The sequence below is a fragment of the Ectobacillus funiculus genome (genome assembly GCF_004138295.1).
Classification (GTDB): domain Bacteria; phylum Bacillota; class Bacilli; order Bacillales; family Bacillaceae_G; genus Ectobacillus; species Ectobacillus funiculus.
The window spans coordinates 127,817-141,976 of the sequence record NZ_SCFM01000016.1; the positions used below are offsets into that span (position 1 = coordinate 127,817).

At 37.0% G+C, this 14,160-nt stretch carries 10 protein-coding genes and 3 pseudogenes; 9 read left to right on the forward strand and 4 right to left on the reverse strand.

The features are described from left to right. Positions 1-203: 203 nt before the first annotated feature. Positions 204-446: pseudogene (locus EP737_RS26270) on the forward strand (glycoside hydrolase family 32 protein); the annotation flags it as partial. After that, positions 447-689: pseudogene (locus tag EP737_RS26275) on the forward strand (ROK family protein); the annotation flags it as partial. Between the two features lie 100 nt (positions 690-789). Here the strand turns inward: EP737_RS26275 and EP737_RS12765 are convergent. Further along, positions 790-1,313, reverse strand: a pseudogene (locus tag EP737_RS12765) (IS6 family transposase); the annotation flags it as partial. A gap of 141 nt (positions 1,314-1,454) precedes the next feature. Here EP737_RS12765 and EP737_RS12770 point away from each other — a divergent pair. The 3 genes from EP737_RS12770 (at position 1,455) to EP737_RS12780 (ending at position 5,472) form a co-directional block, all read left to right on the forward strand. Beyond that, the gene (locus EP737_RS12770) at positions 1,455-3,005 is read left to right on the forward strand and encodes a spore germination protein (RefSeq protein ID WP_165350778.1); all 1,551 of its coding nucleotides are present in this window, start codon (positions 1,455-1,457) and stop codon (positions 3,003-3,005) included. Between the two features lie 76 nt (positions 3,006-3,081). Further along, positions 3,082-4,293 carry a Ger(x)C family spore germination protein gene (locus EP737_RS12775; protein WP_129728355.1) on the forward strand — a complete coding sequence of 404 codons (1,212 nt, stop codon included), beginning with the start codon at positions 3,082-3,084 and terminating at the stop codon, positions 4,291-4,293. A gap of 30 nt (positions 4,294-4,323) precedes the next feature. After that, positions 4,324-5,472 carry a GerAB/ArcD/ProY family transporter gene (locus tag EP737_RS12780; protein ID WP_205650933.1) on the forward strand — a complete coding sequence of 383 codons (1,149 nt, stop codon included), beginning with the start codon at positions 4,324-4,326 and terminating at the stop codon, positions 5,470-5,472. Here the strand turns inward: EP737_RS12780 and EP737_RS27025 are convergent. Both EP737_RS27025 and EP737_RS12785 read right to left on the reverse strand, forming a co-directional pair. Beyond that, a complete protein-coding gene (locus tag EP737_RS27025; RefSeq protein ID WP_484068189.1) occupies positions 5,469-5,705 on the reverse strand; it encodes a YczF family membrane protein in 237 nt (78 codons plus the stop codon). The genes EP737_RS12780 and EP737_RS27025 overlap by 4 nt on opposite strands. A gap of 474 nt (positions 5,706-6,179) precedes the next feature. Further along, positions 6,180-7,277, reverse strand: coding sequence for an ABC transporter ATP-binding protein (locus tag EP737_RS12785; protein WP_129728357.1), 1,098 nt, complete (start codon positions 7,275-7,277; stop codon positions 6,180-6,182). A gap of 907 nt (positions 7,278-8,184) precedes the next feature. Between EP737_RS12785 and EP737_RS12790 the strand changes: the two genes are divergently transcribed. From EP737_RS12790 to EP737_RS26895, 4 genes are all read left to right on the forward strand, one after another. Beyond that, positions 8,185-9,174 (forward strand): sugar ABC transporter substrate-binding protein, encoded by a 990-nt coding sequence (locus EP737_RS12790; protein WP_129728358.1) that lies wholly within the window; start codon positions 8,185-8,187, stop codon positions 9,172-9,174. A 358-nt stretch (positions 9,175-9,532) separates the two neighbouring features. Next, a complete protein-coding gene (gene gltP, locus EP737_RS12795; protein WP_129728359.1) occupies positions 9,533-10,798 on the forward strand; it encodes a glutamate/aspartate:proton symporter GltP in 1,266 nt (421 codons plus the stop codon). Between the two features lie 377 nt (positions 10,799-11,175). Beyond that, the gene (locus EP737_RS12800; RefSeq protein ID WP_129728360.1) at positions 11,176-11,865 is read left to right on the forward strand and encodes a transposase; all 690 of its coding nucleotides are present in this window, start codon (positions 11,176-11,178) and stop codon (positions 11,863-11,865) included. 6 nt (positions 11,866-11,871) lie between these two features. Beyond that, on the forward strand, positions 11,872-12,198 hold the full coding sequence (locus EP737_RS26895) for an RNA-guided endonuclease InsQ/TnpB family protein (protein WP_129728361.1): 327 nt from the start codon (positions 11,872-11,874) through the stop codon (positions 12,196-12,198). Positions 12,199-12,698: 500 nt separating this feature from the next. Here the strand turns inward: EP737_RS26895 and xerS are convergent, their stop codons facing one another. Beyond that, on the reverse strand, positions 12,699-13,796 hold the full coding sequence (xerS, locus tag EP737_RS12810) for a tyrosine recombinase XerS (protein ID WP_281278896.1): 1,098 nt from the start codon (positions 13,794-13,796) through the stop codon (positions 12,699-12,701). Between the last annotated feature and the right edge of the window lie 364 nt (positions 13,797-14,160).

The following is a 14,160-nucleotide window of genomic DNA, read 5'->3' on the forward strand; positions in this document are numbered from 1 at the left end:
TCACTTGTTTATGTAGTGCCCTAAGGAATCTTCGGATACGAAAGCATATAGTGTTCCTGTATTGGATAAGATGTAAAGCTGATATATTCAACCCCGTTAACCTCAAAAACCTCATCTAGAATTGTGCAGCTAACGTAGATATGTAAGCGCTTATCAATTCGTGAAAATCTCCATAAATAAAGGAAATTAGGAGGATAGAAAGCATGGTAAATACAAGTCATCAGGCAGCTCTTGAAAAAGCAAACCAAGAAATAGCAGATAAAAAGGATATTGTGAAAGAAACCCCTTATCGATTGAATTACCATTTTATGGCGCCCGTTGGATGGATTAACGATCCTAACGGTCTTGTGCAATATAAGGGAGAGTATCAACTTTTTTATCAATATTACCCGTATGCTTCTAGCTGGGGTCCAATGCATTGGGGTCATGCAAAGAGTAAATATCTAGCTCAAGCACTAGTAAGTTATACGTTGACATTAAGGCCGGAAAGAATCATTTTAGGCGGTGGTGTCATGAAGCAAAAACAACTATTTCCACTAATTCGTAGTGAGTTTGTTAAATTGATGAATAACTATGTTCCAACGCCTGATGTAAATCAATATATTGTTGACCCCGGTTTAGGTGATAATGCGGGAGTTATGGGTTGTCTATTACTAGCCGCAGAAAGTTGTGAAAAAGTAATTAATTAGTCATGTTTAGTTTATTTTGCCCCATAATCGAATAAAACGGTTCTGGTGCAAAGATAATTTATAAAAAGCATAGGATATGAATTTTCTGCTAACTTACGGATTATGATACGATACCGAACAGTTTATCAATGAATTCTTTTCGATTTTGGGCAGATTTCATCCCTTGATGAACCTGCTTCTTTTTAATCATATGCATCGCTTCTATGCTACTCAGTATGTAAGTAGCTGTACGAAATGATTTCAATCCTAACATAGAACGAACCCGCTTCTTTATAAAACAATGATCCTGTTCCACGATATTGTTTAAATATTTCTTTTGTCTGAGTTGCATGCCTGAAGGCATGCTTTTTTCTTCTTGTAATTCTTGAATCGCTACGGGATATGCTAGACTTTTATCTACTGTAATCACACGGGGAGAGGATACATACGAAGAAGTCAAGTTTTTTTTGAAAAGGCACTTGACTGATATGGCATTTCTATCTTTGCTAAGATAAAAATCAATGGTGTTTCCTTTGGAATCTACTGTGCGATATAGATACATTCATTCCCCTCTTTTATCTTAATATAGGTCTCATCGACTCTCCATAAGTCATTCGTTTGTCTAAGATGACGACGGATGGTTCTGGTGCAAAAATTTCAGCTAACTTGAAACTAATCTATAATCCTTGGACATACCTGTTCCTCCCTGAAGATATTTTCCAGAGAGAAAAGTATATAATTAGGAAATGAAGGAAAAATAAGGTTGAAATGACGGGAGGGTTCTATTTGGATATATTCGGTAAAAATTTTTATAAGAATAAGAAAAAGATTTCCTTTAATAATCCAAGTGATTCCCTCCTTAATGAACGTCAACTGAATGCTGATTTAAAAGAGGATTTATACATTCTTAAACATGAATTTGGGAACACTGCTGACTTAATCATTCGAGAGTTTACAATCAGTATTACAGAACCAATCAAGGCAGCAGCGATTTATATAGAAAGTTTAGCCAATGATGAACTCGTTAATGAATTCATTACTCATTCTCACTCCTTGATGGCTCAATCAACCGAAATCGTTGAGATAGGACACGATCAAATATCCTATATCCAAACCATCTTTGATTCGACAAAAGAAATTGCTAGTACTGCTGGAAATGTAGGCGTAACCAATAACTGGGGAGAAGTTATTTCATCCCTATTAGATGGGAATACGATTATATTATTTGACGGCTGTTATGATGCGTTGAATATTAGTACAACCGGTGGTAATTATAGAGCGATATCCGAACCTACCACACAAGCGGTGGTAAGGGGTTCCAAAGAAAGTTTTATTGAATCCATTAGTGCCAACACGGCTATGATTCGTCGTCGGATCAAAAATGAAAAACTAAGAGTAGAGAAAATGAAAATAGGTGATATATCCAATACAGATGTAGCCATCATCTATATGGAAGGTATCGCGCAAGAGCGTACCGTAGCTGAAGTAAAACAGCAATTAGAAAATATTAATACTGATGCCATCTTAGAATCCAATCATATTGAAGAATTGATTCAAGATAAAAAGTTTACACCATTTCCTACTGTACTCAATACGGAAAGACCTGATCAGATCTCTAGAAGTTTATTGAAAGGTAAAGTAGCCATTTTTGTAGAAGGAACACCATTTGCACTCCTTGTGCCTGGTGTATTTTCTGAGTTCTTTAAAACAGCTGAAGACTATACTGAAAACTATGCTGTAAGTAGTCTTATAAGGATATTGCGATATATAGCTTTTCATTTTTCCCTATTCAGTTCGCCACTTTACATTGCAGTGACTACTTATCACCAAGAAATTATTCCGACAAAATTTCTAATCAGTCTAATTGCCCAGCGTGAAGAAGTTCCTTATCCAGCTATTGTTGAGGCTCTGTTATTGGAATTTACCTTTGAAATTCTGAGGGAAGCTGGAATTCGTATCCCTCGAGCCATTGGACCAACGATTTCCATTGCCGGTGCTTTAGTAATTGGTGAAGCAGCTGTATCTGCAGGTCTTGTTTCCCCTACTATGACTATTGTTGTTGCACTGACAGCTATTTCAAATTTCGCCATTCCTTCATACAGCATGGCGAACACTACTAGAATACTTCGTTTTACATTTATGATATTAGCTTCCTTTTCAGGGCTTTATGGGGTCGTTTTAGGATATTTTGCTGTAGTGGCTCATTTATGCAGCTTACGTTCATTTGGGATTCATTATTTGTCCCCATTTGCTCCTTTTTATCTAGAGAAACAAAAAGAGGCAATCCTCCGTTTCCCATTTTCACTTCTAGATCAAGACAGTAAGAAGAATCGTTAAGGAAAAGGCTTACTAGGAATAATAAAAGGAGCATCCAGTTACTGAAATCCTGAATATTTGTAAAGAGGGAAGTTATATGAAGCAGAATTGGTTGAAGGTGATGTCGATATTCTTATACTCCCTATTTGTGGTCGCATTCCTTACTGGTTGTTGGAATCAAAAAGAATTAAATGACATTGCCATGGTTACGAGCGTTGGGGTAGATAAAGTACCGGATGAAGATAGTTATCTTTTTACGTTTCAAATTATTATCCCTAAACAGGTGTCCTCTGTACAAGGAGGTGGTGGGGGCGAACAAGCCCCTGTAACTGTTATTTCGCAAAAGGGAAAAACATTATTTGAAGCAGTCCGTGAAGCAACTCAAAAAATACCGAATCAACTGTATTTCCCTCATACGCGTTTATTTGTTTTTAGTGAAGATGCGGCAAAAGATGGGCTAAAGGATTTTTGGGATATTTTCGAGAGAGAGCACGAACTGCGTCCTCTAACGACTATCTTCATTGCCAAAGGAATAAAGGCAAAGACTGTTCTTACTATTATGAATCCAATTGAAAGACTTCCGTCTGATGCCCTATTAGAAAAGAGTAAAATGGCTGCAGGGAGATCGGCTTTGAGTATTCGTGTTGATATTGATGATATAGTCAAAGCCATTGGAACAGTAGGCAAAGAGCCATTTATCGGTGGTGTGAAAGTGATTGGAAGTGCTCAAGCGGCAAAGGCTGAAAATATTAAACAGATTGAACCGAAGGCTATTATTGCAACTGGTGATATCGCTCTTTTCCGTGGTGAAAAACTCCAGGGCTGGCTAAAAGATGGTTCAGCTAGGGGGCTATTATGGGTGCTGGGAAAGGTTAAAACTACTGTTGTTAATATTACATGTAAAAATAAAGAAGATCATATTAATGTCGAAATAGTTCGTTCAAAGGCTCAAATTCATCCTACAATGAAAAATGGAAGATTAAAAATGAAAGTTATGATAAGTGCTGAGGCAAGCGTAGGAGAAATGGGATGTTTCATTGATTTGACCGATCCTCATGAAATTGCTTGGATTCAAGAGAAAGTGGAAAAGAAAATTAAAAAAGAGGCTAATGAAGCAATCTTTATTGCCCAAAAACATCAAAGCGACGTTTTTGGTTTAGGGACTACTATTTATCGCTCTCATCCGGAACAGTGGAAAAAATTGGGGAAGGATTGGAATCGCCATTTTAGCAAGACTGAGGTTGAAGTGAAGTCACATGTGTATATTCGTCGTTCTGGCTTGCGAAATAAACCACTTAAGAACCAGTAACATCCTTCAATATAGAATCTACCGAGAGGATTGAACAGATCTGCAAATGTGCGGGCGGAAAAAGGAAGGCTGATTCGGATGGGAAATGTAAAGATTAACGCATTGCAAATGTTTTGTCTTATCGTTTTATTTGCTCTTGGTACAGCATTAGTGGTCAGTTATGGTGCGGAGGCAAAACGAGATGCTTGGCTGGCTATTTTACTTTGTGGGCCTGTTGGCGGATCGCTCATATTTATGATCTATAGTTGTCTGCATCGGCTTTATCCAAATCTCTCTTTTGTCCTGTATACTCAACAAATAGTAGGAAAATGGATAGGCTGGCTACTGGGAGTGGTGTTCATTATTTACTTTCTCCATGAGGCTGCACGGGATCTTCGTGATTATGGCGATTTGCTTACTGTATCTATGTTTACTGAAACACCATTATTTATGGTGCATGTAATGATGATTCTTACCCTGATCTATGTTCTGTACCTTGGAATTGAAGTTCTAGGGAGACTTGCCGAAATCTCTGTTGTGATCATTTTAGGGTTAGGTATTATAGCGACTATTTCAGTGTTATTGTCAGGAAAGGCAGATATTAATCAGTTATTTCCCATTCTAGAACATGGATTGAAGGGAATGGTATCCCAATCATTTCCAAGTTTATTTGTCATACCCTGGGGAGAAATGTCGGCTTTTACCTTGATTTTGCCTCATTTAAATAACCCACGGTCAGTGATGAGAACAGGATTGTCGGCTATCCTTTTTAGTGTGGTAGTCTTGAGTTTTACAATTCTTTTGAATATTTCAGTTCTTGGTGTTGATGTTTTCACCCGATCTAACTTTGCTTTACTAGAGACCATTAGAAGAGTAAGTCTCATGGAATTTATTGAACGTTTAGATCCCATTGTTCTCTTAACACTTATTATCGGTGATTTCTTTAAAGTTGGTATTTTTTTCTATGCCACAGTCATTGGGGCATCGGACCTGTTTAAGGTAAAGAATCATAAAACCCTTATTCTCCCCGTCGGAATCATTATACTATTAGCATCACTGACGGTCGCAGGAAACTTTGCCGAACATATAAAAATTGGAGGGGGGTTACTCCCGCTTTATGCTCATATTCCAATATCCGTCATCATTCCCTTATTGTTATTGATAGTAGCACTGATTCGTAAGCATTTTAGAACGTCCTAACTTTTTATTTGCGATCTTCTTTTATAAAAAGGATACAGAATAGCTATTAAAAAAAATAAGAGGAAACAACTTAAAATAATGTATTCTGCTGTACTCATCATTTGGTATTGACTCATAATATTTGCAATGACAGTGTTTGATTTAAGACCAATTAAAAGTAGAAGAAAAAAATCGAAGAGATGAATCAGTAGCATCAATAAAAGAAAGATCAATAATACTTTCAATAAAATCATACTCCTTAAGAAAAGATGGAATCTAAGTAAGAATGAAAGGGAAAGTTTCTCTTTATAATGTAGCCAGTATATTGAGGGGTTATGTGAACTCAATAGTATGAATAGGATTTAATTATCCATCAATTCAATTATCGGAAAACAGAAGGATTCATCCATGAGACAAATACAACTATGTACCAGTTATTTGTTCAACAGCATGAATTGAAAGAGATTTCCAGTACGGAGAGGTTGCAATCATTAAGAGCTTGCTAAAGAATCCGAATTAAGGGAGGTAATAAAAGATAGATTTTGTCTCTAGCTTAGCGAAAGGAAATCAAGGTTTTAACTTGCAGAAAATGTATTAGTGGCCAGTATCCAAGTTTTAAGACAAATAAGAACACTCCTCGGGACTTACTTGGGAGCAAAATTTTTCTATTAAGGTTCAGTAAATAACAATAACCCGTCTCTCATTTTCAGAGACGGGTTATTGTTATTTTATCGAATGCGTTGCTCGCTGTTAGAGTCAAAGAAATGAACTTTGTTCATGTTAAAGCCTAGTGTTACTGTTTGACCAGGTTTGAAATCCGTACGTGCATCAACGCGCGCTACGAAATCTTGACCGCCGATTTGGGAGTAGAGCATAGACTCTGCGCCTAGCAACTCGGATACCTCAATTTTTGCGTTTACAACGGAGCCTTGTGCTGCGTTAATGAATACAGGCTCATCATGAATGTCCTCTGGACGAATTCCCATAATTACTTCTTGTCCTACATAGCCTTGTTCACGAAGCATTTTCATTTTACCTTCTGGAACAGATAAGACAACATTGTCTAACTTGAAGCCTTTGTCTGTTAATGCACCACGGAAGAAGTTCATCGCAGGAGAACCGATAAACCCGCCTACGAATACATTTTCTGGCTTTTCGTACACTTCTTTTGGTGTTCCGACCTGTTGAATGAGTCCGTCCTTCATAACTACAAGACGAGTTGCCATTGTCATCGCTTCTGTTTGGTCATGCGTTACGTAAATCGTTGTTGTACCTAAGCGTTGGTGAAGCTTAGAAATTTCTGCGCGCATGGATACACGAAGCTTTGCATCAAGGTTAGATAAAGGCTCGTCCATTAAGAATACTTTTGCGTCACGAACGATCGCGCGTCCTAATGCAACACGCTGACGCTGACCGCCGGAAAGAGCTTTTGGTTTACGATCTAAGTATTGCTCAAGTCCCAGGATACGAGCAGCTTCTTTTACTCGTTTATCAATCTCCGCTTTATCAAATTTGCGAAGCTTTAGACCGAATGCCATATTATCATATACGCTCATGTGAGGATATAACGCGTAGTTTTGGAATACCATCGCGATGTCACGGTCTTTTGGCGCTACATCGTTCACACGTCTGCCATCAATAGAGAAATCACCTTTAGAGATTTCTTCTAATCCTGCGATCATGCGAAGTGTTGTGGACTTACCACAGCCAGATGGGCCTACGAATACGATGAATTCTTTATCTGCAATATGAAGATTGAAGTCTGTTACTGCTGTTACATTATTATCGTAAATTTTATAAATATTATCCAATTTTAATTCAGCCATTTTGATTGCCCCCTGCATAAACTGAAATCGTTTTCCTTGTTACTAAGTGTATCCTAAGGGGTCCAAGCTGGAAATAGGAAAATTGAATGAAAAAAACCGCTTTCATTTGTGCAACGTTTACAAACTCAAGAGGAGGAATCTTACAGAAGTAAGGTCATATATACAGTTCTAGTGCAAGTATGACTTTTTAGAAGTATATCTTCTTACGAGTTTTTTTGAACCATTTTCAACTTATACCTAAATGTGGTTTTTTTGGACGGAGGCAGTAACCAAACGTTTTGTTATTAGTCAATACATTTTATGAATAATCGTGAGTGATATATAGGATTCTTGATGATTTAGAGTTCTCCAGTTCCGCGTTATTCCGAAGAGTATGAAAAGCGTTGTGTTGGAGAGTTCTATTTTATATTTGTTACCACCTTTCAATGTTTAAAAGAAACTAAAAATGTTGAATATCAATAACCAAAGATTTGAAACGTTATATTTTAAGTAATTTGTTATAGTGGGGAACAGATAGATAGCTGGCAGTTACTGAATCCTGTAGATGAGGGCTGTTAGAATTCAATTTTTGTTAGGGATTAGTGAAAGTCTCCCAGTTCTTACCGTATCCTTTTAGCCTTTGGTCGTATTATCCAAGATCTCTTCCATTGGGGAAAGGGTTATTATAGGGGCTGTGATTGTTTCTTTTGGATACATATAGGTTTTATGGATACCAATAGCTAATATAGGTGATTTTTATAGTACTTATTATTATCAATGTGATGGGATATTTGGAATAAATCTTTGAAACTATTAATGGAAAATCAGCTAAAACAAGTCATCCCCTAGGTTTTCTTAATACGCGATAGTTTAATGAAATCCTTTCTAGATCTCATTTGTCTATAGCACCATGAGGAGAGGGTGAATAATGAAAAAGAGATGGATCATCCTTTTGCTTTGTGTTTTTTTTCTTGCTTCCTTAGTAGGATATGCAGTTAAGCTCCTTAAAGAAGATGATAAGCCTAAAGTGGTCGTTGTTTTAAATGAATTAAACACACAGTATTGGAACATTATTAAAGCAGGGGCAGAAAAGGGGTTTCGGGATTTTGGTATAGATGGTAAAGTGATCGCAACTCGTGACGGATTTGTTGAAGAACAGAACAGGATATTAGAAACTGTTCTTAAAGAAAAACCAGATGTATTAATTGTCTCTCCAATTCTTTCATCTAATCTTCCTATCTTAAAGGAGTTTGACGAACATCATATTCCCGTATTGTTAGTAGATACAGATGCTCCTTTGGAAAATAAAACGGCTTATATTGGTACCGATAACTTTGAGCTGGGCAAAAAAGCAGGGGAATTACTAGCATCAGGGTTACAACCTGGAGATGAAGTGGCCTTTATCTTTTCTGATGGGGATTTAATCCATCCAGTTTTCAGTGAACGGATCAAAGGAGCTAAATTTAGTTTAGAAGATGCAGGAATTAAAATTGATAAATTTAATTTAGATGATGTAGGAAGTAGAATTGCAACAGAAACAGTAACGTTACCCAATGAAATTTTATCTGTTAAAAAAGTAATGACAACGATTTTACGAAAGCATCCTGATGTTAAAGGTGTATTTGCCTTAAATGACATAAGGGCACTAAGTGCTCTAGAGGTTATTAAGGAACATGGGTATAACATGCCGGTCATGGGAGCAGATGGAACTAGTGACATGGTTGAGTTAATCGAAGATGGAACTTTAAATAGTACAATAGCACAAAACCCTTATGATATGGGGTATATAAGCGTGGAAACTGCATTAAAGGTGATAAAAGGAGAAAAAGTGGCAAAAAATATTGATACTGGTATAGATATTATCACCAAGGATAATGCGAAACTGAAGCTAGACTTCCTGAAACAATTGTTGAGATGAAGTCTAGCTATTGGTATTTCTTTTTTGACAGGTTAGAAGGTAGGTAACTTAATTCATAGATGAAAAGGATATTGAGTTTCTATGTTTCTAAAAAATCATGTTTGCACCAGAGCCATTTTTCCTCACCTTGATGACGACGAACGCTAACCCCGTTTCAATATTTTAAATAATTAGAGAATTAAAATATTATTTTTGTAGTTTTTTGTTTGTTTATGTAGTTTTTATTATACATTAAAGATATGTTGTTCTAGAGCAATAGCAATGAATGAAAGCGCTTAAATTCATCTGTAAGATTTTTTCTGAGCTTCTGAAGGAATAGGAGATTCACAAGGTAGTAAGGAAGGGAGAAGGGACAAATATGAAAAAAATAGGGTTGGCTTGGCAAATTTTAATTGGTCTCATTGTAGGTATTGCTGTAGGTGCCATATTTTATGGAAATCCTGCAATTGCTACCTATTTACAGCCGATTGGCGATATCTTCATTCGTCTTATTAAAATGATTGTTGTTCCAATCGTTGTGTCAAGTATCGTAGTAGGTGTTGCCGGTGTCGGCGATGTGAAAAAACTTGGCAAACTGGGCGGTAAAACCATATTATATTTCGAAATCATCACAACAATTGCAATTGCACTAGGATTATTGGTTGCAAATGTATTCCATCCTGGTTCTGGCGTAGATATGAAACAATTGCAAAAAACAGATATTTCTACGTATGTGAGCACAAGTGAGCAAGTACAAAGTCATTCTATGGCCGATACTTTTGTAAATATTATTCCTAAAAATATTATGGATGCATTGGCAAAAGGCGACATGCTTGCAATTATTTTCTTCTCTGTTTTATTTGGACTTGGAGTAGCTGTAATTGGAGAAAGAGGCAAGCCAGTGCTTCATTTCTTCCAAGGTGTAGCAGATGCGATGTTCTATGTAACAAATCAAGTGATGAAGTTCGCTCCATTTGGTGTATTTGCACTGATTGGTGTAACGGTTTCTAAGTTTGGCGTTGGATCACTTATCCCTTTAGGAAAACTAGTACTAGTAGTATACGGTTCTATGATTTTCTTTGTTGTCGTTGTATTGGGCATCGTAGCGAAAATAGCTGGAATCAATATCTTCCAGTTCCTGAAAATTCTAAAAGACGAACTGCTTTTGGCCTACTCTACAGCGAGTTCAGAGACTGTTTTACCAAAAATCATGGAGAAGATGGAGAAATTCGGATGTCCGAAGGCTATCTCATCCTTTGTTATTCCGACAGGTTACTCGTTTAACCTAGATGGATCAACACTATATCAAGCCATTGCAGCCATTTTCTTAGCGCAAATGTATGGTATTGATATGCCGATTTCCCAGCAAATTACGCTTCTTCTTGTGCTGATGGTAACTTCTAAAGGGATTGCTGGTGTACCGGGCGTTTCTTTCGTTGTATTATTAGCAACACTCGGCTCTGTAGGTATTCCTGCAGAAGGATTAGCGTTTATTGCAGGTATCGACCGTATTCTTGATATGGCTCGTACAGCTGTAAACGTAGTGGGAAATTCTCTCGCAGCGGTCGTGATGTCCAAGTGGGAAGGCGAATACAACAAAACAAAAGGCCAAGAGTATTTAAGAGAAACGCAAAAGGTATCTTAATAATCAATACGTTTTATGAATGCTCATGAGTAATATCTAAGGTACTCTTTATAATTTAGAGTTCTTCCGCAATGAGTTTTCCAAAAGTTATGGAAAGCGTTGTGTTGGAGAGCTCTATTTTCTATTTGTTACCGCCTTTCAATGTTTAAAGGAAACTAAAAATACTGAATATCTATAACCAAAGATTTGAAATGGTATATCTTAAGCAATTTGTTATAGTGGGGAACAGATAGATAGCTGGTTTATATGAGCATTTAGAAGGGATTGGATTTGAAGGTGGTTTTATTCGTTATAAAGTTCCTTCTTATACAACAATTACTGCCCAGTATGATTATTTAGATACAAGCAATGATTCTTTTGTCTACAATGATGCGAAAATGAGGTTTCAAGCAGCGATTCAGAAATACAATGAGGAATATGCAAAAAAGCCTATGCAGTATAAAAAGTCTGTACGTAAAAAAATGAAAACCATGGGTTATATTCCTACTTTTCGAGATATCAAAGGTGTTCCTAAATTCCATAGTAAGAAGCAAGGGAAGTTTAGTTATACGACAAACCAAACAAACGGAAATATAAAAATAAGACAAGAAAACGGAGAATGTTTTTTATGTATTCCGAAATTTAAAGAAGGAATTTTTATGATTCTACATCGAGATGTTCCAGCGGATGGTGTGATTAAAAAGGCGACGGTAAAGCGTGAGGGAACTCGATATATGGTCTCCTTGTCCATCGATTATCCGTTCCAGGTACCTCAACCTCAAGAGGATCTATCTCCTGATGATGTAATAGGTTTAGATTATAGTCAGGAACACCTGTATGTAGATAGCAATGGTCACATTGCCGGTTATACTAGATACCATAAGATCATGGAAAACCGTCAACGGCGTATGAATCAATCCCTTGCTCGTAAGAAGAACAATGCCAAGACAGATGAAAACGGTACTATTTTATACAGCAAAAACTATCAAAAACAAGTATGGGAATATCAAAAAGTGATGACAAAAGTAAAAAACAAAAGAAGAGATACTCTCCACAAGATGACGAATCAGATAACCAATGATTATTAGGCTGTTGTGGTAGAAGATATCGATTTACGAAACCTGGCACAATGCTTACGTTTAGGGAAAAAGCTACATGACAACGGATTTGGGCTGTTCCGTACGATGCTAAAATATAAATGTGAAAGAAGAGGCAAACATTATCTGGTTGCTGACAAGTATTTTGCATCCAGCAAAACTTGTAGTTGTTGCGGAAACAAGAAAGATACACTCACTTTGTCTGAACGGATATACAACTGTACCGAATGTGGGACAAAAATTGATAGAGATTATAATGCAGCACGCAACTTGAGACAGTATGGAATTCGTATGTTGCATGAAAGGAACGGGCTGTCTGCATAATTTGTATCAATTTCTAAATAGCGGTAGGAACGCCGCGAATGCAAGGCTATGGACATGAACCGTTAGGTTTGTGAGTGAAGTAGCAATAAAAGAGAAAGATGTTGTTTGTCTTTCGAAGCCCCCACTTCAAGATGCGCAGCGGATAAGTGGTGGGTAGTTCACTTCTTATACTACCGTGATAGGATATTTGGAACAAATCTTTAAAACCATTAACGGAAAATCAGCTACGATAAGTCATTCCTCAGATTTTCTTAATACGAGATACTTTACTGAAATTCTTTCTAGCTTTCATCTATCGATAGCATCACGAGGGGGGCAAATAATGAAAAAGGATGGATTGCCCCTTTGTTTTGTGTTTTTTTCTTACTCCTGGACATTTATACAATCATATAATGAGTAATAGCACTGTGTTCTTGAATTCTCCCTTTGGATAAAAAATAAGAGGCTTAAATTAATTGCCTCTTATTTTTTATCGGAATGTAGTGAGTAACTGTTGAAATTCAATCTTCATCCAAACGTTCTAATGACTGTTTTAATGTTTCATTTCCTAGCTGTGTATATAATACAGTCGTGTCTGTAGAAGAATGCCCTAGTTGCATCATCACTTGTAAGGAATCCTTTTCCTTGTTGTAGAAGTTCGTTGCAAACGTATGCCGCAGCTTATGGGGAGTAAGCCGGATGTTAAAGGCTTTTGTATATTTATCCACCATATTTTGGATAGCGCGTATGGACATAGCTTGACATGATCCGTTCTGTAATGTTAGAAATACAGACTGCTCATCGTCTGTGGCTTTATATCGCTCTTTACGTACCTGTAGATAAGCTTGTAAATCTAAAAGGGCGGAGGGGGTGATCCAAATAGAATCCTCTTTGCCACCTTTACGAATGATAGATATGAGTCTTTCATTTTCATTAATCTTATCTAATTTTAAGTCAGCTAATTCTCCTACACGTATTCCTGATCCAAGGAATAGGGAAAGGATGGCCAAATCACGTTCCCGATCTCTACGATAATAAATTTCCTTTCTCGTACCAGCTATGAGTTGTTCATACTCTGTTGCTACAAATTCCAATAGCTTGCGATCATCATCATTATGTAGTATTTTACTGCGCATACGACTGGCTCTTGCATTAATGGTTTCTTTCTCTTTTGTTATTTCCACTTTTGCCATAACATTACGATAGAAGTATGGTTCGCCAGTCTTTTCATCTTCTGTTATCGTAGTCAGGTAATGAAAGAGGGATTTTAAGGCTGATATAGAACGGAGAACAGTTGCTTTTTTTAATTTTTGATTCTTAATATCCTCCTTATCTGAATTCATTTTCTTTCGTCGGTTGAGATGTTTTATATAGTTTTCTACGTCTTTACGACGTAACAGCTCCAGAACAGAGTATGGAACATCACCGATAACTGGCTGCTCAGTAAGCCCCTCTGCTATAAGCCATTGCAGAAAATGCTTATAATCATGTACATACCCGAGTAGGGTAGAGGGGGAGGCTGAGTCTTCCTTTGCGTCAATGTACTCTTGGATATACCAGGGTAACTCTTGCATATTTGCACGCAAACGCTCTAGGTGAATAGATTGTTCTCTACGCAAAATAGCCCCTCCTTATATAGTCGATTTTTCTCGAAATATATCGATTTTCGCATTAAATACAATTTTAATGCATAATAGTTTACATAATAATTTTATGGTTATCTATATTTTCTAAGACAGACACAATCTATTTTAAGAAAATGTGGTTTAAATTTGAAGGAAGGGAGGGGGAGTCAGGCCCAAGCATAAGCCCCCGTGTTTTCCTCCTGAATTGTAATAGTTCCTGTACTCAAGCTTCGTAGGATAGTACCTGTTTGACAAATGGGGAAAGCTTTGTAATTAAAAATTCCTTTATGAGTGTTACTTGTTCACACGTGGCCATGTTGGTCACCCCAATTATAAAGTAGCCATAGGCATACATAGC

Coding starts and splice junctions, on each gene's coding strand:
- EP737_RS12785 (WP_129728357.1), bottom strand. CDS start 7,277: ATGGCTGAATTAAAATTGGATAATATTTATAAAATTTACGATAATAAT.
- gltP (WP_129728359.1), top strand. CDS start 9,533: ATGAAAAAAATAGGGTTGGCTTGGCAAATTTTAATTGGTCTCATTGTA.
- EP737_RS27025 (WP_484068189.1), bottom strand. CDS start 5,705: ATGATTTTATTGAAAGTATTATTGATCTTTCTTTTATTGATGCTACTG.
- EP737_RS12790 (WP_129728358.1), top strand. CDS start 8,185: ATGAAAAAGAGATGGATCATCCTTTTGCTTTGTGTTTTTTTTCTTGCT.
- EP737_RS12800 (WP_129728360.1), top strand. CDS start 11,176: ATGAGGTTTCAAGCAGCGATTCAGAAATACAATGAGGAATATGCAAAA.
- EP737_RS12775 (WP_129728355.1), top strand. CDS start 3,082: ATGAAGCAGAATTGGTTGAAGGTGATGTCGATATTCTTATACTCCCTA.